Origin of the sequence: Fodinicola acaciae (genome assembly GCF_010993745.1) — a bacterium.
In the GTDB taxonomy this organism is placed as follows: Bacteria; Actinomycetota; Actinomycetes; order Mycobacteriales; family HKI-0501; genus Fodinicola; species Fodinicola acaciae.
Genome location: NZ_WOTN01000002.1, coordinates 690278 through 709773 on the forward strand (window position 1 = coordinate 690278; position 19496 = coordinate 709773).

The following is a 19496-nucleotide window of genomic DNA, read 5'->3' on the forward strand; positions in this document are numbered from 1 at the left end:
CGGCGCGCGCCGGGCCTTTCCGTGTCTCAGAAGGCGGTGGCGATGGTGACGAGGCCGCCGGTGATGATGACGCCGAGTACGATCCGGCGGAACACGACCGCCGGCAGCCGCGGTCCGATCCAGTTGCCGAGCGCGTTGCCGGCCAGCGCCGCGACGCACCAGAGCGGCAGCTCCGGCCAGAAGACGCCGGTCGCGATCTCGCCGCGCGCGGCCAGGATCACCAGCGAAGCCACGTTGGAAACCAACAGAAAAACCGCCAGGTCGGCGATCATCGTACGCGCCGGCGTACGCTCGTGCGTCAGCAAGATCGCCGGCAGTGCGCCGTTGAGCGACGTGGTCGTGCCGAGGAATCCGGCGACGAGTCCGACCGTCGTCACGCTCGTACGCGGTGGCGGCGACCATTCACCGCTGCCGCCGAAAGCCAGCAACAGAGCCAATGTCACGATCGTCACGCCGGCCAGGATTTTCGTCGCCGACAACGGAAGAAAGCCGATGACCTCGGCGCCGATCCAGCCACCTGGCAGGCTTGCCAGGCACAGCAGGAAAACGCGCCATCGCACGACCTCGTCGCGAAACCTGACCGCGATCACCAGCCGCGTGACGATGCTGACCGCCAGGTTGACGGTGACGATGTCGGCGATCGGCATGCCGAGCAACAAAAGAAACGGGATCGCCGACAGCGCCGCGCCAAAGCCGGTGGCACCGCCGACGACCGCGGCGAAGGCGAGGACGACCGACACCAGGCCGAGATAGGTCATGAGCGGCGGCGGTGAGCTGCGACGCGTACGCGCGTGGCGCAGCGTGAGGAGCAAAACCGGCGCGGACTGCCGTTGCCGGCGTTCACGTATGGCCGCTCGCAGTCGGGCGCGGCGCAGACGCCGCCAGGCAGTGCCTGGTGATCGGCGAGCAGCACGGCCAGCCCCCAGGCCGACGAGGTGATCAGCCAGCGACCCCACGGTCCGTCGTCGTCATCGGCGTCGATGTGGATGTGCCAGCCGGTGTTGCCGTGCGCGGTCAGCCGCGGCGGACCGGCGTGGCCGGCGAACAGGTCGTTCAGCACGCCGGCCGCCTCGTCGACGGTAGCCGACCGGAAAATCCGCGCCAGCCTCACGGACGCGTCGCGCAGCTCGTCGATGTCCTTGTCACTCAAGGAAATCGGACCGACCTCGCCGTGTGTTTCAAGCAGCGCAACGAGTTCGTCGGCCGTCGGCTGACCGCGAAACGCGCCCACGAAGTCGGCGGCGCGGCGGGCCGCGTGCAGCGGGGACGAGCCGGAGGTGACAACTCGGTCGACGGATGACATGCCAACATTGTAACGTGATCTGGATGAGAAGCCGTTACAGACTCGCCGCGTACCTGTCCGGCGCCACCTCGGCGCGGATGGGCGACGAGATGTCCGGACCGGCGTTGTTGCTGCTCGCGCTGGCGATCACCGGGTCGCCGGCGCAGGCGTCGCTGGTGCTCGCGGGCCTGACGATCTCCACCGCGATCGGCGGTCCGGTGCTCGGCGCGGTGCTCGACCGGTCGCGCCATCCCGGCCGGATGCTGGCGTTCGCGCTGGTCTATTACGCGGCGATGGTCGGCATTGTCGGCCTGCTGGTGGGAAAAGTGCCGCTGGCCCTGGTCGTGGCGATCGGTGTCGCCGCCGGGTTCGCCGGACCGGCGCTGACCGGCGGCTGGACGGCGCAGTTGGCCAAGGTCGTGCGGAAAGGTCGGCTGACGCGTGCGTACGCGCTGGACTCGACGACGTACAGCGTCGCCGGCCTGGTCGGTCCGGGGCTGGCCGGCATCGTGGCGACTTGGCTCGGCGTCGGTTGGGCGGTCGTCGCGGCAATCGCGCTGATCGTCGTGGCCGTGCCGATGGCGGTCGGATTTCGGTCCGTACGGCCAAAAACCGCAGCCGCCGAGCCGCTGGCGAAGGCGTTGCCGGCCGGTGTGAAAGTGATCGGCGCGCGCCGGTCGCTGCTCGCCGTCACCATCATGTCGACGGTGTCGTTTCTCGGCACCGGCGCGTTTGTCGTCGCCGTGCCACTGATCGGCGTACAACTGACCGGTCAGGCCGCGCTCGGGACGACCCTGTTGTCGCTGTTCGCGGCGGCGGCGCTGGTCGGCACGGCGATCATGGCGAGAGTCACGCCGCCGATCGGTCCCGACCGGCTGGCGCAGCTGCTGACCGGCGTTTTCGGCCTGGCGCTGTTGATTCCGGTGCTCACCAGCTGGCCACCGCTGGTGGTGGCGGCGTTCGCGCTGGCCGGCCTGGCCGACGGCCCGATGTTCGTCGCCGTACTCGCGGTCCGGCATCGCGAGGCTCCGGAGCATCTGCACGCTCAGGTCTTCACCACCGCGGCCAGCCTCAAGACCGGCATCTTCGCGGTCGGCGCCGCGCTCGGTGGCCTGCTGGCTGTCCATTCCGTGGCGGCTTGTCTGTTGTTGGCGGTCGGTTGTCAGGTCGTCGCTGTCCTCGCCGCGCTAGTCGCTCGGGTCGGCGAGCGTCAAGAGGTCGATCGCGAAATGGCCGTAACCGGTCGTAGTTGAACCTTCTAGTACTTCCTCCCGTGTAGCCATGAAACGCCATAAGACGGCCGACACTGGAGGAAAAGATGGCAAGCATTGCTAATGACGAGCTCACCGAACGGTCGGGGGTGGTCCGCTCGACCGGTCTGCTGGTGTTGCGCGTCATGGTTGGCTTGACATTGCTCGTCCATGGCATCCCGAAGCTCGGCCGGCCCGGCGCGTTCATCGAGACGGTCGCCGGTCTCGGCGTACCGCTGCCGACGGTGGCCGGCATCCTGCAGATGGCCGGCGAAGTCGGGCTCGGCGTGGCGCTGCTGGTCGGCGTGCTGAGCCGCGTGGCCGGCGTACTGGTCGCCGTGATGATGGCGTTGACCTGGGCCATCGTGCACGCGCCGGAGGGTTTGCTCAGCAAGAGCGGCATTTCCGGTGAGAGCGCGGTGCTGCTGGGGCTCGGTGGCGTGGTGATCGCGCTGCTCGGTGCCGGGGCGTACAGCGGTGACGCGTTGTTGGCGAAGCTCCGCAAGAAGGCCTGATCGCCGGCCGGGTAGCGTTGGCGCGTGCTAGTCGCGACTGTGAACGTCAACGGCATCCGCGCCGCCGTACGCAAAGGCTTCGACCGTTGGCTGCTTGAGCGCAAGGTCGACGTGGTGTGCCTGCAGGAGGTGCGCGCGCAGGACGCCGAGATCCCGCCGGAGATCCGCGACGGCTGGCACATCGCGCACGCCGAGGCCGCCGCGCGCGGACGCAACGGCGTGGCGGTGTTCAGCCGGATCGAGCCGACGGCCGTACGCACCGGCATCGGCTCGAAGGAGTTCGACCCGCAGGGCCGCTACATCGAGGTCGACCTGCCGGGGCTGACCGTGGCCAGCCTCTACATGCCCAAAGGCGAGGCGGAGACCGACCGGCAGGTCACCAAGGAGCGGTTCATGAAGCCGTTCCTGCCGTATCTGCGCGCGCTGGCGCGGCGGGCTGAGGCAGCGGACCGCGACGTGATCGTGGCCGGCGACTGGAACATGGCGCACCGCGAGGTCGACCTGAAAAACTGGCGGGGAAACCAGAAAAACTCCGGTTTCCTGCCGCAGGAGCGGGCCTGGCTGGACAAACTCTACGGGCCGCGGTCGGCGTACGTTGACGTCGTACGCAGCCTGCACCCGGACGCGTCCGGACCGTACAGTTGGTGGTCGTATCGGGGCCGTGCCTTCGACAACGATGTCGGCTGGCGGATCGACCACCTCGCGGTGACCCGCCGGCTGGCGGCTCGCGCACGCTCGGCCGAGGTGGACCGCGCGGCGACCTGGGACACGCGCTTCAGCGACCACTCACCAGTAGTCGTCGACTTCGACGTGCCGTAGAAAGACGCAATCGGATTCCGATTGCGGCGTTTGTCGACGGGTCAAGGATCTGGGGGGCTGCGATGGCCGGTTACTCGGCGACGCCGCTGGCGAAGAAGCTTGGCGTCAAGCCGGGCCACACGCTGGTCCTCGAAGACGCGCCTCCGGGATGGAGCGTCCCCGACCTGCCCGACGGCGTGGACGTACGCACCGACGGCGCCGCCGATGTGATCGTCGCGTTTGTCTCCGAGTTGGCCGGCCTCGACCTCGAGCCGCTCGGCGAGCGGATCTTCCCGGACGGCATGGTGTGGATCGCGTGGCCGCGCAAGGCGGCGGGACATGTCAGCGACATCAACGAAAACGCCATCCGCGACGCGGCGCTGGCGCTGGGGCTGGTCGATGTCAAGGTGGCCGCGCTGGACCACGACTGGTCGGGGCTGAAGCTCGTGTGGCGCAAGGAGAACCGTCTTCTACGTCGTGTAGTAGATTGACCGGCGTGACGCCGACTGTCTGGTCCGTGGTGATCGTCCTCGCCTTCGCGATGGCGCTCTGGAGCCTGGTGCTCGCCGCGCGCGACAAGCCGGCCGGCCGCATCACCGTGGCCGGCGTCGCGGTCGTCGAGCTCGCGCTGGTCGTGCAGCTGGTGGTCGCGATCGTGCTGCTCAGCCAGGGCCACCAGGTGCCGCAGTTCTGGACCTTCGTCGGCTATCTGGCGGCATCGCTGGTGGTGCTGCCGGTCGGCACGGTGTGGTCGCTCGCGGAGCGTACGCGCTGGGGAAGCGTCGCGCTGGCGGTCGCCTGCGTCGTCATCCCGGTGTTGGTGCTGCGGCTCAACCAGCTGTGGGGTGGCGGTGCCTGAGCGTCGCGCCACCCGGTCCGGACCGGGCCGGGTTCTTGTTGCCGTGTATGGCATTTTCGCGCTGTCGGCGACCGCACGCGCGACCGTGCAGATCCTCACCAAGTTCTCCGTGGCGCCGCTGGCGTTCTCTTTGTCAGCGCTGGCAGCCGTTATCTACATCCTCGCGACGGTTTCGCTGGCGTTGGACGGAAAAATCTGGCGCCGGATCGCGTTTTCCTCCTGTGCCACCGAGTTCGTCGGGGTGCTCGCGATCGGCACCTACAGCCTGCTCGACCCGGCCGCGTTTCCGGAGGCGACGGTCTGGTCGGATTATGGCCAGGGTTACGGCTACGTGCCGGCCGTGTTGCCGCTGATCGGCCTCGGCTGGCTCTTCTACACGCGCGCACGTCGTGTATAGCACGGCCAGGCCGGGTACCCGCCGGTCATGCCACGTTCAGGGACCGGGGACGAGGAGGCCGCCACCGTCGCGGTGACGGCGGTCGTACGACCGGGCAAGGAGCGCCAGTTCGCCGAGTGGGCCGACCAGATCGACCGCTCGGCCGCGGAGTTTCCCGGCCATCTCGGCGGTGTACGGCTGCACGACGCGAGCGGCCTCAACCACCTCGTCTACCAGTTCGACACCAAGGCGCACCTGCGCGAGTGGGAGGAGTCGCCGCAGCGCAAGGAGCTGGCCGAGAAAGGCGAGGCGTTCTCCGACAAACGGCGTACGGTCGTCGGCGGGCTGGACCGCTGGTTCGAGGTCCCCGGCTCGGATGCCAGCCAGCGCTGGAAAACCTTCCTGCTCACCTGGGTCGCGGCCTTTCCGATCCTGCTGGTCGTCAACACCACGCTGACCTGGCTGTTTCCGGCCCTGCCCAAGCCGGTGTCGCTGGCGTTGACCTCCGGCACGCTGACCGCGCTGCTCACCTTCGTCGTGCTGCCGTTCCTCAACCGCCGCGCGCGGCCATGGTTGTTGCGTGGCGCCAAAGCGGAGCCGTCAGAGGAGTCTGGTGGCGCCGGCTGACGGGACAGCGGTGAACCACTCCGGTGCCGCGAAACCCTTGGCGGCAAAGGCATCTTCGACAGCCCTGGCGGTTGACCCGGCTTTTTCGGTGTCGGTCAACGCGATGATGCAGCCGCCGAAGCCGCCGCCGGTCATCCGGGAGCCGTACGCGCCGGCCCGCAACGCCGCCTCGACGGCGGTGTCGACCTGCGCGACGGTGATCTCGAAATCGTCGCGCATCGACGCGTGCGAGGCGGTCAGCAGCGGTCCGGCCTCGCGTACGCGACCGGCGCGGAACAACGCGACCGCGTCCTGGACGCGCGCGTTTTCGGTGACCACATGGCGAACCCGGCGACGGACCACGTCGTCGTTGATTTTCGCCAGCGCTTCGGGAAGATCGGCGACACCGATGTCGCGAAGCGCGCGTACGCCAAGGATTTCCGCGCCGCGTTCACACGACCGCCGCCGCTCGGCGTACTCACCGTCGGCGTGCGTGTGTGGCGTGTTGGTGTTGAGCACCAGCAACGCCAGCCCGTCGCTGGCCAGGTCGAGCGGCACCTGCTCGACCTCCAGGCTGCGGCAGTCGAAAAACAGCGCGTGTCCGGCCGTGCACAGCAGTGACGCGGTCTGGTCCATCAGGCCGGTGGCGGCGCCGACGTAGACGTTTTCCGTACGCTGCACCAGCTTGGCGGCCTCGATGCCAGGAATGGAGAAGTCGCCGAGACCTTCGACGGCGGTCAGGACCGCGCACTCGAACGAGTGCGACGACGAGAGTCCGGCGCCGAGCGGCACGTCCGACTCCACCGCGAAATCGCAGTCGGGTATGGCGAAACCGGCGTCGACCAGGGCCCACAGGACACCGGCCACATACGCGGCCCAGCCTTTCACCGCGCCGGGCGAGAGGTCCGACCGTCCGATGTGGACGGTCTCGCCGGTCAGCCGCGACCGGACGGTCCAGCCTGGCGCCGCGCGGCGGCCGGCGGCGACGACCGTACGCTGGTGCAACGCGAACGGCAGCACGAAACCCTCGTTGTAGTCGGTGTGCTCACCGATCAGGTTCACCCGTCCCGGCGAGGCCCACACACCGTCCGGTTGCCGGCCGTACGTCTCAACGAAGAGGTTCATGCGGTCAGAAACTCCCAGGCGTCGGTGACCATGCTCTCCAGCGACGCTTTCTCCGGAACCCAGCCGAGATCCCGCCGCGCCGCCTCGGAGGAGGCGACCAGCTCGGCCGGATCGCCGGCGCGCCGGCCGGCCTCCACCACCGGCAGCGGCTTTCCGGTCACCTTCTCGACGACGGTCAGCACCTCGCGGATGCTGAAACCGTTGCCGTTGCCGAGATTGTAGATCGCATGCTCGCCTGGCGTGAGTTTTTCCAGTGCCAGCAGGTGTGCGCGAGCCAGGTCAGCGACGTGGATGTAGTCGCGGATCGTCGTGCCGTCCGGAGTCGGATAGTCGGTGCCGAAAATCGAGAACTCCCCGCGTTTTCCGGCTGCCGCTTCCAACGCCAGCGGAATGAGGTGCGTTTCCGGCGTGTGCCGCTCACCCATCACCAGGTCGCCGCGCCGGTAGGAACCGACCACGTTGAAATACCGCAGGCTCGTCGCCGCGATGCCGAGCCGCGCGACCTCGCCGGAGAGCATGAAGTCCACGGCGAGCTTGTTCTCGCCGTACGGGCTGGTCGGTGCGACCGCAGCGGTTTCCCGGATCGGCACCTCGACCGGGTTGCCGTAAACCGCCGCGGAGGAGGAAAACACGATCCTTCGTACGCCGGCCGCCCGCATCGCGACCAGCAGCGACAGCGATCCACCGGTGTTCACATGCCAGTAGAGACCGGGTTTCTGCACACTTTCGCCGGCGGCGATCAGCCCGGCGAAATGCATGACCGCGTCGAAGCCGGCATCCGGCGTCAGGACGCGCGCGACGTCGGAGATGTCGCACTGGACGAACTCGACACCCTTGGCCACACCGGAGGCGTCCGATGTGGACAGATCGTCGATCGCCACCACGTGGTGACCGGCGTCGACCAGCATCGCCGACACGATCGAGCCGATATAGCCGGCTCCGCCGGTGACCAGGATCCTCATCGGGTTGTCGCCTCTCTGAGCAGCGCCGCGGACCGCTCGGGCGGGATGTCGTTGATGAACACGCCCATCCCCGACTCCGAACCGGCCAGGTATTTCAGTTTCCCGGCCTCGCGCCGGATGGAGAACAGTTGCAGGTGCAGATACGCCAGATCGCGGTCGACCCGCGCCGGTGCCTGGTGCCAGGCCGCGATGTACGGCATTTTCGCGTCGAAAAGCGCGTCGAAGCGCTGCAGCACGTCCAGGTAGATGGCCGCGAAATCGTCGCGCTCGGCGCCGGAAAGCTCCGGAATGCCGGCGACCTGGCGGTGCGGATAGAGATGCACCTCGAACGGCCAGCGGGCGAAGGCCGGCACGAAGGCGGTCCAGTTGTCGTTGCTGGCCACCACCCGCTCGCCGGCGCGCTCGTCGGCCAACACGCGCGCGAAGAGATTTTCGCCGGTACGCTCGCGATGCCGCCGCGCCGAGTCGAGCATCCGGCGCGTACGCGGGGTGACAAACGGATAGGCATAGATCTGGCCGTGCGGATGCGCGAGCGTCACGCCGATCTCCTCGCCGCGGTTCTCGAAGCAGAAAACCTGTTCGACGAACGGCAGAGCGCTCAGCGCCGCGGTCCGGTCGGCCCACACGTCCACCACCGTACGAGCGCGTGCCGGTGTCAGCTCGGCAAAAGAGGAGTTGTGGTCGGAGGTGAAGCAGACGACCTCGCAGCGGCCGGCGCCGGGCCGGCGCGTCACCAACGTGCCGTCGTCGCCGGGCACCGGCTCGTCGGCGGCGCTGCTGGTAAACGACGGAAAGCGGTTCTCGAAGACGACCACGTCGTACGACGAGGACGGGATTTCGGTCAGTCTGTCCGGTGTGGACGGACACAGTGGACACTGCGAGGTCGGCGGCAGGAACGTACGACTCTGCCGGTGCGACGCGATCGCGACCCATTCGTCCAGCAGCGGGTCATAGCGGATCTGCGAGTTTGTGTGTGCCGGCGGCAGATCCCGCTTGTCGGACAGCTCGCGTACGGCGTCGTCGGTCTCGTCGAAATAGATGATCTCCCGGCCGTCGGCCAGCAGGGCTGCGGTTTTCTTCACGGTTGCAGGTCCTCCGCCGCTCCCGATGCCGGCACGATGATCAGCTCTCCCACCTCCGCGGACAGCGTCTCCTGCGCCTCCGCGGGAAGTCCGTCGTCGGAAATCAGCACGTCGGCGTGCGACAGCGGCGCCATCGAGCTGATCCCCACCAGTTCCCACTTGCTGTGGTCGGCGAGCACCACCAGCCGCCGGCCGGCCGCGATCAGCGCGCGGTGCGTGTCGGCCTCGGTGATGTTCGGCGTGGTGAAGCCGGCCACGCTGTCCATTCCATGCACGCCAAGGAAAACCAGGTCCAGGTGCACCGACTGCAGCGCCGCGTTGGCAAACGGGCCGACCAGCGCGTCCGACGGCGTACGCATGCCGCCGGTGAGCACGACCGTCTGGTCGGCGCGTCCCATCGTGTGCAACGCGTCGGCGACCGGGATCGAGTTGGTCACGATGGTCAGGCCGGGGACCGCGCACAGGTGGCGGGCCAGCGACCAGGTGGTGGTGCCGGCGCTGATGCCGACCGCGCTGCCCGGCGTGACGAACCGCGCGGCCCGCGCCGCGATGGCCTCTTTTTCCTGTCGCTGCCGCGAAGACTTCACCGCGAAGCCGGGCTCGTCGGTGCTCCGCTCGGTGATCGCGGTCGCGCCGCCGTGCACCTTCTCCAGCAGGCCGCGGTCGGCCAGAGCGGACAGGTCGCGGCGTACGGTCATGTCCGAGACCTGCAGCATCTCGACCAGCGCGCTGACGGTGGCCCCGCCGTTGCGGCGGACCTCCTCGAGGATCAGCTGTTGGCGCTGGCGGGCTAGCACCCGTCCAGGCTTGCATACCGCCTGAACGCGAGTCAACATTAATCAACAACTTACAACGTTGAAGGGCAACAACACCCGACTGATTCGTACCATTTAAGCGGGGTACGCTATGTTGACTCCGTCACTTTCCTGACGGGTTACGGACGAATCGACAGCTTTTTCTCGCGTTTTGTCGCGAGTCTTGACAGCCCATAGGCCACGGGGTGCAAGATTGGCGAATTCTGGTTGGCTTCGTGCGAACGTGTTCGAAGATTGTGCGACGCTGATCGGGTGAGCGCGGCACCAGGAAGGTCCGATTCTCGGGAGGAACCCATGTCCCTGCAGGAGCCACGAATCGGTGGGGTGAGTCGCCGGAAGCTGCTGGCCGGCAGCCTCGGCGTCGGTGGTGCGCTCGCGCTCGGTGGCGGTCTGGCCGGCTGCGGTGGCGGCTCCGGCTCCGGAAGCAAGACGATCACGCTGGGGTCGAGTGCTTCCGACGCCGTACCGAAAAAGGCCACCGCGGCGATCATGGCCGACTTCGGCAAGAAGAACGGCTACACGGTCAAGATCAACACCGTCGACCACAACACTTTCCAAGAACAGATCAACAACTACCTGCAGGGCCGGCCGGACGACGTGATGACCTGGTTCGCCGGCTACCGGATGCGGTTCTTCGCCAAGAAGGGCCTGCTCGGCGACATATCCGACGTGTGGAGCCAGGTCGGCGGCCAGTTCAGCGACGCGATGAAGAAGGCCTCCACCGGCGAGGACGGCAAGCAGTATTTCATTCCGCTGGACAACTACGCGTGGGCGATCTTCTATCGCAAGAGCGTTTTCCAGCAGCACGGCTATCAGATCCCCAAGACCTGGGACCAGTACGTCGCGTTGTCCAAGCAGATGCAGAAGGACAACCTGCCGGTCGCGTTCGCCGACCAGGACGGCTGGCCGGCGTTCGGCACGTTCGACTACCTGAACATGCGGATCAACGGCTACCAGTTCCACATCGACCTGATGGGTGGAAAACAGGCCTGGGACGGCCCGAAGGTCGCGAAGGTTTTCGACACCTGGAAGCAGATTCTGCCGTACTACCAGACCGGTGCGCTCGGCCGCACCTGGCAGGAGGCGGCGCAGGCCTTGCTGCAGAAGAAGGCCGGCATGTATCTGCTCGGCGGGTTCGTCGCGCAGCAGTTCACCAACAAGGCCGACCTGGACGACCTGGACTTCTTCCCGTTCCCGGAGATCGACTCGACGGTCGGCACCGACGCGGTCGAGGCGCCGATCGACGGTTACATGATGGCGAAGCGGCCGAAGAACGAGGACGGCGCCAAGAAGCTGCTGACCTATCTTTCCAGCGCCGCGGCCGAGGAAAACTACCTGAAGATCGACTCCAGCAACATCGCGGTCAACAAGGGAGCCTCGACCGCGTCGTACAACCCGCTGCAGAAAAAGCAGCAGGAGCTGATCGCCGCCGCGAAGTCGATCTCGCAGTTCCTCGACCGGGACGCCGACCCGACCTTCGCCTCGACGGTGGCGATCCCGAGCTTCCAGGAGTTCCTCAAGAACCCCAACAACATCGCCTCGACCCTGAAGAAGATGGAGCAGCAGAAGAAGTCCATCTACAGCGAGTAAAGGACGCGTACGGTGGTATCGACAACCGCCGAGGCGGACGGTCGCAAGGCCGTCCGCTCGACGGCGCGCTCGAAGGTGCGGCGCTGGAGCCGGCGCGACACGATCGTCGTCGGTTTCATGCTCGGCATTCCGACGATTCTCAACCTCGCGTTCGTCTGGCTTCCGGCGCTCACCTCGGTCGGGCTTTCGCTGACGTCGTGGGACGGCATCGGCCTCGACCAGATCAAGTGGGTCGGCCTGAAGAACTACACCGAGATCTTCACGATCTATCCGCCGTTCTGGCCGGCGCTGGAGCACAACGTGCTCTGGCTGGTGTTCTTCGTGCTGATCCCGACGCCCATCGGCCTGCTGCTGGCGGTCATGCTCGACCGGCAGATCCGCGGCAGCCGGTTCTACCAGGGCGCGATCTATCTTCCGGTCGTGCTGTCGCTGGCCATCGTCGGCTTCATCTGGCAGCTGATCTACTCCAACGACCAGGGGATTCTCAACGAGTTCCTGAAAGGCGTCGGCCTCAACCCGGTCAACTGGCTCGGCGACTCGCACGTCAACCTGTGGGCCGTGCTGGTCGCGGCCAGCTGGCGGCACGTCGGCTACATGATGATTCTCTATCTGGCCGGCCTCAAAGGCGTCGATCCGTCGCTGAAGGAGGCCGCCGCGATCGACGGTGCCAACGAGTGGCAGACGTTCGTACGCGTCGTCTTTCCGTCGCTGCGGCCGGTGAACATCGTCGTCGTGGTGATCACCGTGATCGAGTCGTTGCGCGCCTTCGACCTCGTCTACATCATCAACGGCGGATTCAACGGCCTGGAGCTGCTGTCCGCACTGGTGACGCAGAACATCATCGGTGAGGCCAGCCGGATCGGCTATGGCTCGGCGATCGCGGTGATCATGATGCTGATCTCCACGGTGTTCATCGTCATCTACGTCACCAGGATCATGAAAGAGGAGACACAGTGAGCGCGCCGACCGTCGCCGCGCCACGCAGGGCCGGCCACCGGGCGGGAAAGACCGCAGGACAGCCGAAGAAAAAGCCGATCAGGCCGGCCAGGATCGCGCTGCACGCGTTTCTGATCCTGGTCACCGTGTCGTTTCTTTTCCCGCTGCTGCTGGCCTTCTACACGTCTTTCCGTACGCACGGCGACACCGACCTGCACGGCTATTTCTCGTTGCCGGAGGCGTTGACGCTCGACAACTACGTCAACGCCTTCGTCAACGGCAACATGCCGTTGTATTTCGGCAACACCATCCTGATCACGATCCCGGCGATCGTGCTGATCCTCGGCCTGTCCTCGATGGTGGCCTTCGGGCTGGCGCGGTTCCGGTTGCCCGGCCGCAAGGTGTTGCTGGTGGTTTTCGTGGCCGGCAACCTGTTGCCGCCGCAGATCATGCTGACGCCGCTCTACCGGATCTACAACCTGATCCCGCTGCCGGAGTGGATGAGCGACTCCCAGGTGCTCTACGACTCCTACTGGGGTGTCATCGCGATCCACGTGGCCTTCCAGATCGGTTTCTGTACGTTCGTACTGACCAACTACATGGAAGTGCTGCCGAAGGAGCTCACCGAGTCGGCGCTGGTCGACGGCGCCGGCGCGTGGCGGCAGTTCACCTCGATCATCATGCCGTTGTGCCGGCCGCCGCTCGCGGCGCTGGCGACGCTGGAGTTCACCTGGATCTACAACGACTTCCTGTGGGCCCTGGTGCTGATGAGCAGCGGTGACAAGAGACCCATCACCTCGGCGCTGAACAACCTCAAAGGCGAGTTCTTCGTCGACAACAACCTGCTCGCGGCCGGGTCGCTGATCATCGCGCTGCCGACCATGATCGTGTATTTCGCACTGCAGAAGCAGTTCATCAGCGGACTCACCCTGGGAGCCAACAAAGGATGACCGAGGCTGGCCTTTTCCACCTTCGCGGCGGCGGGACCAGCGTGCTGGTCGAGGCCGGGATCGGCGCCACCACACGGGTTTTGTGGTGGGGTGCCGATCTCGGCGAGGCGGAGCCGGCCGAGCTGCGCCTCGCCACCGGTTCCGCGACCGCGCACGGTGGCGTCGCCTCGCCTTGTCCGGCGCTGCTTCTGCCGAGCTACGCGGAAGGCGACACGGCTCGGCCAGCGGTCGCCGGCCATCGGCTCGGTGCCGATTTTTCGCCGCTGTTCACGGCAAACAGTGTGGACTTCCAGGACGGTCGGTTGGTCGTCGACGCGGCGGACTCGTCCGCCGGTCTGCGGCTGCGCAGCGAGGTGGAGATGACGCCGTCCGGCGTCGTACGACTGCGGCATTCTCTGCGCAACACCGGCGATTCCGCCTATGTGGTGGACGGTGTGGCCGCGTCGCTGCCGATCCCGGGCGTGGCCGTCGAGGTGCTGGACTTCACCGGCCGGTGGGTGCGCGAGCGCTCGCCGCAGCGGCGTGCTCTCGGGGTCGGCGCGATCGTACGCGACAGCCGCCGGGGCCGCACCGGACACGACGCGACCACGTTGATGTGTGCCGGCACACCAGGTTTCGGCTTCCGGCATGGACAGGTGTGGGCCGCGCACACCGCGTGGAGCGGCAACCACAGCAGCTATGCCGAGCGTACGACCTCCGGTCTCGGCCGACTCGGCGGCGGAGAGCTGTTGCTGTCCGGCGAAGTCGTCCTCGCTCCGGGCGAGGAATACGCGTCGCCGTGGCTTTACGCTGCCTATTCGGACGCCGGTCTGGACGGCATCGCGTCGGCGTTTCACAAATGGATGCGCGCACGTCCGCAACATCCGGCCTCACCGCGGCCGGTCGTGCTCAACACCTGGGAAGCCGTCTATTTCGACCACGATCTGGCCACGCTGAAGCGGCTGGCCGACACCGCTGCCGAGATCGGCGTGGAGCGGTTCGTGCTGGACGACGGCTGGTTTGGCAAGCGGCGCGACGATCACGCCGGTCTCGGCGACTGGTATGTCTCCGAGGACGTGTGGCCCGACGGCCTGACCCCGCTGATCGACCACGTACGCGGACTGGGCATGGAGTTCGGCCTGTGGGTCGAGCCGGAGATGATCAACCCGGACTCCGACCTGGCGCGCGCGCATCCCGACTGGATCATGCGCGCGGCCGACCGGATGCCGGCCGAGATGCGCAACCAACAGGTGCTGGACATCGGAAACCCGGCCGCGTACGCGCACATTTTCCAGCGGCTGGACGCGTTGCTGGCCGAAAACGACATCAGTTTCCTGAAATGGGACCACAACCGTGACCTCGTCGACGCCGGACAGTCCGGCGGCGATCCGCACAACCGCGCCGGCGTACACCGGCAGACACTCGCGATCTATCGGCTGCTGGACGAGCTGCGCGCGAGACATCCGGGCGTGGAGATCGAAAGCTGCTCCTCCGGTGGGGCGCGGATCGACCTGGAGATTTTGCGGCGTACGGACCGAGTGTGGGCCAGTGACTGCAACGATGCCCTGGAACGCCAGGCAATCCAGCGATGGACCGGTCTGCTGTTGCCGCCCGAGCTGATCGGCGCGCACGTCGGACCGACCACTTCACACACGACCGGCCGCGTCCACTCGCTGTCTTTCCGCGCGACGACAGCGACTTTCGGTCATCCGGGAATGGAGTGGGACATCGCCTCGGCGTCCGCCGAGGACCAGGAAGCCCTGCGGTCGTGGGTTTCCTTCGTCAAGCAGCGGCGGGATCTGTTGCACAGCGGCGATGTCGTGCACGCCGACTACCCGGATCCGGCCGGCTGGGTCCACGGTGTCGTCGCCACCGACCGGTCGTCGGCGTTGTTCGCGTACGTCCAGATGGCGTCGACGCCGTACGAGAAGCCGCTGCCGGCGACCCTGCCCGGCCTCGACCCCGATCGTAGGTATCGCGTGACAGCCGTTTATCCGGCCGGAAAACCGGGTGCCGTACAGCGTTTCCAGCCGGCCTGGCTGGACGCCGGCGAACTCACCCTGCCTGGCCGCGTGCTCGCCTCGATCGGTGTCGCGTTGCCGACTTTGCAGCCGGAGCAGGCTCTCCTGCTGGAGGTCACGGCCGTTTAGCGGTCAACAGGGCGGCCAGGTCGTGCAGCGTACGGCCGAACCGCTCGGCTTGGCCGTTGCGGATCAGGTGGATGACGACCTCGTCGCTGAGTGACCGCAGCAGGATGTGCGCCTGCAGGTCGGCGTCCAGATCCGGGCGCGCCTCGGCGATCAGCTCGGTCACGTGTTGGTGCCAGCGCTGGTAAACCGGCTGCTCGTGATGTTTGCCGGCGACCGCGGCGCGCTCGTGTGCCGCGATCAGGCCGGAGTTGCGGCTGACCAGGTCGAGCGCGGCGTCCAGAAACGCGGTCAGCCGCTCGGCCGGCGTGGCGCCGGGACCCAGCGGCGGTGGTCCGCTGGTGAACGCCTGCTCCAGCGCGGCGGCGCGCTGCATGACCAGCGCGCGCATCAGGCCATAGCGATCGCCGAACCGGCGAAACACCGTCCCCTTGCCGACGCCGGCGGCCGCGGCGACCCGGTCGATCGACACCTCCTCGGCCGGATGCGCGCTCAGCAGCTCCTCGGTGGCACGCAGGATCGCCACGCGGTTGCGCGCCGCGTCCGCGCGCTCGTGTCGCTGCTCAGCCACGCCGCAACCGTACTTCACCCCCGGTTTTTGGACCCCCCGAGATCGAGCCTGCCATCGGTCACCGACCAAACCGGCGACCGCGACTAGACGGACCGATGGTCCGGATAGTACGGTGAAGCGGACTGTTAGTCCGATTGTGAGGAGTCAGATGAAAGGCGTTGTGTTCCGCGAGCCCGGCGGCCCCGAGGTGCTGCGGGTCGAGGACGTGCCGAAGCCGGTGCCGGCCGACGGTCAGCTGCTCGTACGCACCGAGGCCATCGGCATGAGCTACTACGAGACGATGCTGCGATCCGGCGGTTTTCCTTTTCCGGTGCCACTTCCGGTGGTGTTCGGCTTCGAGGCGGCCGGCATCGCCGACGGGCGCCGGGTCGTCGCGTTCGACATGACCGGCGGTGCGTACGCGGAGTTCATGGTGACCTCGGCGGACAAGGTGACCGACGTGCCCGACGGCCTGTCCGCGGCCGACGCGGTCGCGGTGGCCGGCCAGGCGTCGACCGCGGCGGTCGTACTCGAACACGCCAAGCTGACCGGCGGCGAGACGATCCTGATCGAGTCGGCGGCCGGCCCGGTCGGCGGCTATCTCGCGCAGTTGGCGCGGCGCGCCGGCGTGGCGCGGATCATCGGCACGGCCGGTGGTCCGGCGAAGATCGAGCACGCGCTGAAGGTCGGCTTCGACGAGGTCGTCGACCACAATGTCGAGGGCTGGCAGTCGCGGTTGTCCGGCATCGACGTGGTTTTCGAGTGTATCGGCGGCGAGTCGGCCAAGAAGACGTTGTCGGTGCTGAAAAGCGACACCGGCCGGATGGTCGGCTATGGCCTGATCAGCGGCTCTTTCCCTGACATCGACGAAAACGATCCGCGTTATTCGCGTGCGTCGATGGACAATCTGCCGGCGCGCGAGATGCTTGAGCTCGCGGCAAACGGTGACCTGACGCCGTTGATCGACAGCGTGATGCCGCTGGAGAAGGCCGCCGATGCGCATCGCCGCTACGAGAATCGGCTCGCCACCGGCAAAATCGTGCTGGTGCCGTGATGCGCGCGATCGTGATGCGCGAGCCGGGTGGACCGGAGGTGCTGCGGCCGGCGGAGGTGCCGACTCCGACGCCGGGTGACGGGGAGGTGCTCGTACGCACCGAGGCGATCGGCGCGACGTATTCCGAAACGCTTCTCCGCAACGGCACTTTTCCGTTCGCCGGCACGGTGTTCGGCCTTGAGGCTGCCGGCACCGTGACGGCCGGCGCCGAGGAATGGATCGGCCGCCGCGTCGTCGTCATGGACCCGAGCGGTGGCGCGTACGCCGAATTCATGGCCACCAGAACGGAGTTCGCGTCGATCGTGCCGGCCGGACTGTCCACAGTGGACGCGCTCGCCGTGCACGGCATGGGGGCCACCGCGCTGGCGCTCGTCGACGAAGCCGAGCTGACCGGCGGCGAGACCGTACTCGTCGAGTCGGCGGCCGGCGCCGCCGGCGGCTATCTGATCCAGCTGGCGCGTCAGCGCGGAGCGGGTCGGATCATCGGCGTGGTCGGCGGCGAGGCCAAGGCGGAGATCGCGGTCCGGCGCGGCTGCGACGAGACCGTCGACCACCGCGAGGACGGGTGGCAGTCGCGGCTGTCCGGCCTCGACGTGGTCTTCGAGTGCATCGGCGGCGAGTCGGCTCGGCTGCTGCTCGGCGCGATGACCCCGGGCACCGGCCGGATGCTGGAGTTTGGCCAGCTCAGCGGTTCGTGGCCGGCCATCGCGCGGGAGGACCTGGACGCGCGCGGACTCCGCCTGATCGACTGCGCCCGGCGTGCCGGCTGGTTCGATCGCGTGCTCGCGGCACGTACGCCGGTGCTGGAGCTCGCGGCCTCCGGCGCGCTCACGCCGATCGTCGACCGTACGCTGCCACTCGCCGAGGCCGCGGCGGCGCACCAGCTCCTGGACACCCACCGGGCCGCCGGCAAGATCATCCTCACCCCATGACCGTTTTAGCGCTCATCAGGTCGCCGCCGACCGGCAAAACGTCACCCTCGCGGCGGTTTGGCCGATGGCAGTACGCGCGTCACGGGAAGGGTGAGGGAAGCGACGGGCCGGGCATGGCGGCCTGACAGAATGTCGATATGGCCGACATCCGTCCCCGCGTCTTCTCCGGCATCCAGCCGACCGCCGACTCGTTCCATCTCGGCAACTACCTCGGGGCCGTGCGCAACTGGGTCGGCATGCAGGAGACGTACGACTGCGTCTACTGCGTGGTCGACCTGCACGCGATCACCGCCGGCCACGATCCGGAGACACTCCGCAAGCGTACGCGCGTGTCCGCGGCGCAGCTGCTGGCCGTCGGCATCGATCCGAAGCGGTCCATCCTGTTCGTCCAGTCGCAGGTGCCCGAGCACGCGCAGGGCGCCTGGATCCTGTCCTGCATCACCGGCTTCGGCGAGGCCAGCCGGATGACGCAGTTCAAGGACAAGTCGGCCAAGGGCGGCGAGGCGCAGTCGTCGGTCGGCCTGTTCACGTATCCGATCCTGCAGGCCGCCGACATCCTGCTCTACGACACCGACGCGGTGCCGGTCGGCGAGGACCAGCGCCAGCACCTGGAGCTGTCCCGCGATCTCGCGCAGCGGTTCAACAGCCGCTACGGCCAGACGTTCGTGGTGCCCAAGCCACACATCGTCGCCGACACGGCCAAGATCAACGACCTGCAGGACCCGACCGCCAAGATGAGCAAGTCGGCATCCAGCCCCAACGGCATCATCGACCTGCTGGAAGACCCGAAGCGGTCGGCCAAGAAGATCCGCTCGGCGGTCACCGACTCCGAGGCCGAGGTGCGCTATGACGCCGACAAAAAGCCGGGTGTGAGCAATCTTCTGCGCATTTACGCGGCCCTTTCCGGCCGTTCCATCGCCGATCTGACCGACAGCTTCGCCGGCCGCGGTTACGGTGACTTCAAGAAGGCACTGGCAGAGGTGGTGGTCGAGACGGTGACTCCGATCCAGCGGCGTACGGCCGAATACCTGGACGATCCGGCCGAGCTCGACCGCGTCCTGGCCGACGGCGCCGCGGCCGCGCGGGAGATCGCCGGTCCGGTGCTGGCGCGCGCGTACGACCGGCTCGGTTTCCTGCCGGCCGGCGGGGCCAAAGAGTGACGCAGGCGACCGCACAGCGGACCATCGGCGTCGCGATCAGCATCCCGGAACCGTGGGGGGCCCTGCTCGACGCCCATCGAGCGGCCTCCGGTGACCCGCTGGCGGCCAACGTGCCGGCACATGTGACGCTGCTGCCGCCGACCGAGATCCCGGAGTCCAGCGCCGAGCGCGTACGCGCCCACCTGCGCGGCGTCGCGGCCGCACACAGCCCGTTCGAGCTGCACCTGCGCGGCACCGGTACGTTCCGGCCGGTCACCTCGGTGGTGTTCGTCGGCGTCGCGCGCGGCATCAGCGAGTGCGAGATGCTGGAGTCGGCGATCCGGCTCGGTCCGCTCAACCGCGAGCTGCATTTTCCGTATCATCCGCACGTCACGGTGGCGCACGACGTCGACGAGGCGTCACTGGACCGGGTGTACGAGAAGCTGGCCGACTTCGACGCGCGCTTCCGCGTCGACGGTTTCACGCTCTACACGCACGGCACCGACGGCCGCTGGCGACCGGAGGAGCACTTTCCCTTCGGTACCTAGT

22 protein-coding genes are annotated in these 19496 nt (G+C 67.5%); 15 read left to right on the forward strand and 7 right to left on the reverse strand.

Annotated features, from left to right (window positions below):
* Positions 1–26: 26 nt before the first annotated feature.
* Both GNX95_RS18605 and GNX95_RS18610 read right to left on the reverse strand, forming a co-directional pair.
* Positions 27–758, reverse strand: coding sequence for a sulfite exporter TauE/SafE family protein (locus tag GNX95_RS18605; protein WP_163508673.1), 732 nt, complete (start codon positions 756–758; stop codon positions 27–29).
* Positions 755–1303, reverse strand: coding sequence for a CGNR zinc finger domain-containing protein (locus GNX95_RS18610; protein ID WP_163508674.1), 549 nt, complete (start codon positions 1301–1303; stop codon positions 755–757). Before GNX95_RS18610 ends, GNX95_RS18605 begins: the two co-directional genes overlap by 4 nt.
* A 23-nt stretch (positions 1304–1326) precedes the next feature.
* Between GNX95_RS18610 and GNX95_RS18615 the strand changes: the two genes are divergently transcribed.
* From GNX95_RS18615 to GNX95_RS18645, 7 genes are all read left to right on the forward strand, one after another.
* Positions 1327–2535 carry an MFS transporter gene (locus GNX95_RS18615; RefSeq protein WP_163508675.1) on the forward strand — a complete coding sequence of 403 codons (1209 nt, stop codon included), beginning with the start codon at positions 1327–1329 and terminating at the stop codon, positions 2533–2535.
* A 65-nt stretch (positions 2536–2600) separates the two neighbouring features.
* Positions 2601–3047 carry a DoxX family protein gene (locus tag GNX95_RS18620; protein WP_163508676.1) on the forward strand — a complete coding sequence of 149 codons (447 nt, stop codon included), beginning with the start codon at positions 2601–2603 and terminating at the stop codon, positions 3045–3047.
* Positions 3048–3071: 24 nt separating this feature from the next.
* Positions 3072–3866: an exodeoxyribonuclease III gene (locus GNX95_RS18625; RefSeq protein ID WP_163508677.1), complete on the forward strand. Its 795-nt coding sequence runs from the start codon at positions 3072–3074 to the stop codon at positions 3864–3866.
* Positions 3867–3928: 62 nt separating this feature from the next.
* Entirely contained in the window at positions 3929–4336 is a 408-nt protein-coding gene (locus GNX95_RS18630; RefSeq protein WP_163508678.1) for a DUF3052 family protein, read from the forward strand.
* 5 nt (positions 4337–4341) lie between these two features.
* Positions 4342–4704 (forward strand): hypothetical protein, encoded by a 363-nt coding sequence (locus GNX95_RS18635; protein ID WP_222853743.1) that lies wholly within the window; start codon positions 4342–4344, stop codon positions 4702–4704.
* Positions 4697–5101 (forward strand): hypothetical protein, encoded by a 405-nt coding sequence (locus tag GNX95_RS18640; RefSeq protein WP_163508679.1) that lies wholly within the window; start codon positions 4697–4699, stop codon positions 5099–5101. Before GNX95_RS18635 ends, GNX95_RS18640 begins: the two co-directional genes overlap by 8 nt.
* 27 nt (positions 5102–5128) lie before the next feature.
* Positions 5129–5707: a putative antibiotic biosynthesis monooxygenase gene (locus GNX95_RS18645; protein ID WP_163508680.1), complete on the forward strand. Its 579-nt coding sequence runs from the start codon at positions 5129–5131 to the stop codon at positions 5705–5707.
* Here the strand turns inward: GNX95_RS18645 and galK are convergent.
* Genes galK through GNX95_RS18665 form a run of 4 tightly spaced genes read right to left on the reverse strand, consistent with a single transcriptional unit; the run spans position 5681 to position 9652 of the window.
* Positions 5681–6811, reverse strand: a complete 1131-nt coding sequence (gene galK, locus GNX95_RS18650; RefSeq protein ID WP_163508681.1) for a galactokinase — start codon at positions 6809–6811, stop codon at positions 5681–5683. The genes GNX95_RS18645 and galK overlap by 27 nt on opposite strands.
* Entirely contained in the window at positions 6808–7773 is a 966-nt protein-coding gene (galE, locus tag GNX95_RS18655; RefSeq protein WP_163508682.1) for a UDP-glucose 4-epimerase GalE, read from the reverse strand. Before galE ends, galK begins: the two co-directional genes overlap by 4 nt.
* Positions 7770–8834: a galactose-1-phosphate uridylyltransferase gene (galT, locus tag GNX95_RS18660; protein ID WP_222853913.1), complete on the reverse strand. Its 1065-nt coding sequence runs from the start codon at positions 8832–8834 to the stop codon at positions 7770–7772. Before galT ends, galE begins: the two co-directional genes overlap by 4 nt.
* A 17-nt stretch (positions 8835–8851) precedes the next feature.
* Entirely contained in the window at positions 8852–9652 is an 801-nt protein-coding gene (locus tag GNX95_RS18665; protein WP_163508684.1) for a DeoR/GlpR family DNA-binding transcription regulator, read from the reverse strand.
* Positions 9653–9964: 312 nt separating this feature from the next.
* On the opposite strand from GNX95_RS18665, the gene GNX95_RS18670 reads away from it, so the two are divergent.
* Genes GNX95_RS18670 through GNX95_RS18685 form a run of 4 tightly spaced genes read left to right on the forward strand, consistent with a single transcriptional unit; the run spans position 9965 to position 15275 of the window.
* The gene (locus tag GNX95_RS18670; protein ID WP_163508685.1) at positions 9965–11260 is read left to right on the forward strand and encodes an ABC transporter substrate-binding protein; all 1296 of its coding nucleotides are present in this window, start codon (positions 9965–9967) and stop codon (positions 11258–11260) included.
* Positions 11261–11272: 12 nt separating this feature from the next.
* On the forward strand, positions 11273–12217 hold the full coding sequence (locus GNX95_RS18675) for a carbohydrate ABC transporter permease (protein ID WP_246281671.1): 945 nt from the start codon (positions 11273–11275) through the stop codon (positions 12215–12217).
* Positions 12214–13146 carry a carbohydrate ABC transporter permease gene (locus GNX95_RS18680; protein WP_163508686.1) on the forward strand — a complete coding sequence of 311 codons (933 nt, stop codon included), beginning with the start codon at positions 12214–12216 and terminating at the stop codon, positions 13144–13146. The genes GNX95_RS18675 and GNX95_RS18680 overlap by 4 nt, the downstream gene beginning before the upstream one ends.
* Positions 13143–15275 carry an alpha-galactosidase gene (locus tag GNX95_RS18685; protein ID WP_163508687.1) on the forward strand — a complete coding sequence of 711 codons (2133 nt, stop codon included), beginning with the start codon at positions 13143–13145 and terminating at the stop codon, positions 15273–15275. Before GNX95_RS18680 ends, GNX95_RS18685 begins: the two co-directional genes overlap by 4 nt.
* On the opposite strand, the gene GNX95_RS18690 is transcribed toward GNX95_RS18685, so the two are convergent.
* Positions 15262–15843, reverse strand: coding sequence for a TetR/AcrR family transcriptional regulator (locus GNX95_RS18690; protein WP_163508688.1), 582 nt, complete (start codon positions 15841–15843; stop codon positions 15262–15264). The genes GNX95_RS18685 and GNX95_RS18690 overlap by 14 nt on opposite strands.
* Before the next feature lie 148 nt (positions 15844–15991).
* On the opposite strand from GNX95_RS18690, the gene GNX95_RS18695 reads away from it, so the two are divergent.
* The 4 genes from GNX95_RS18695 (at position 15992) to GNX95_RS18710 (ending at position 19495) form a co-directional block, all read left to right on the forward strand.
* A complete protein-coding gene (locus tag GNX95_RS18695) occupies positions 15992–16876 on the forward strand; it encodes a quinone oxidoreductase family protein (protein WP_163508689.1) in 885 nt (294 codons plus the stop codon).
* Positions 16876–17808, forward strand: a complete 933-nt coding sequence (locus tag GNX95_RS18700; protein ID WP_163508690.1) for a quinone oxidoreductase family protein — start codon at positions 16876–16878, stop codon at positions 17806–17808. The genes GNX95_RS18695 and GNX95_RS18700 overlap by 1 nt, the downstream gene beginning before the upstream one ends.
* Before the next feature lie 137 nt (positions 17809–17945).
* Complete coding sequence (gene trpS, locus GNX95_RS18705) at positions 17946–18968, forward strand: tryptophan--tRNA ligase (RefSeq protein WP_163508691.1); 1023 nt, start codon at positions 17946–17948, stop codon at positions 18966–18968.
* On the forward strand, positions 18965–19495 hold the full coding sequence (locus tag GNX95_RS18710; protein WP_163508692.1) for a 2'-5' RNA ligase family protein: 531 nt from the start codon (positions 18965–18967) through the stop codon (positions 19493–19495). The genes trpS and GNX95_RS18710 overlap by 4 nt, the downstream gene beginning before the upstream one ends.
* Position 19496 lies beyond the last annotated feature (1 nt).

Bases quoted from the DNA above. Each gene is read 5' to 3' on its own strand.
- galE (WP_163508682.1), bottom strand. From the start codon at position 7,773: ATGAGGATCCTGGTCACCGGCGGAGCCGGCTATATCGGCTCGATCGTG.
- GNX95_RS18645 (WP_163508680.1), top strand. From the start codon at position 5,129: ATGCCACGTTCAGGGACCGGGGACGAGGAGGCCGCCACCGTCGCGGTG.
- GNX95_RS18670 (WP_163508685.1), top strand. From the start codon at position 9,965: ATGTCCCTGCAGGAGCCACGAATCGGTGGGGTGAGTCGCCGGAAGCTG.
- galK (WP_163508681.1), bottom strand. From the start codon at position 6,811: ATGAACCTCTTCGTTGAGACGTACGGCCGGCAACCGGACGGTGTGTGG.
- trpS (WP_163508691.1), top strand. From the start codon at position 17,946: ATGGCCGACATCCGTCCCCGCGTCTTCTCCGGCATCCAGCCGACCGCC.
- GNX95_RS18630 (WP_163508678.1), top strand. From the start codon at position 3,929: ATGGCCGGTTACTCGGCGACGCCGCTGGCGAAGAAGCTTGGCGTCAAG.
- GNX95_RS18605 (WP_163508673.1), bottom strand. From the start codon at position 758: ATGACCTATCTCGGCCTGGTGTCGGTCGTCCTCGCCTTCGCCGCGGTC.
- GNX95_RS18620 (WP_163508676.1), top strand. From the start codon at position 2,601: ATGGCAAGCATTGCTAATGACGAGCTCACCGAACGGTCGGGGGTGGTC.
- GNX95_RS18685 (WP_163508687.1), top strand. From the start codon at position 13,143: ATGACCGAGGCTGGCCTTTTCCACCTTCGCGGCGGCGGGACCAGCGTG.
- GNX95_RS18615 (WP_163508675.1), top strand. From the start codon at position 1,327: ATGAGAAGCCGTTACAGACTCGCCGCGTACCTGTCCGGCGCCACCTCG.
- GNX95_RS18700 (WP_163508690.1), top strand. From the start codon at position 16,876: ATGCGCGCGATCGTGATGCGCGAGCCGGGTGGACCGGAGGTGCTGCGG.
- GNX95_RS18695 (WP_163508689.1), top strand. From the start codon at position 15,992: ATGAAAGGCGTTGTGTTCCGCGAGCCCGGCGGCCCCGAGGTGCTGCGG.
- GNX95_RS18610 (WP_163508674.1), bottom strand. From the start codon at position 1,303: ATGTCATCCGTCGACCGAGTTGTCACCTCCGGCTCGTCCCCGCTGCAC.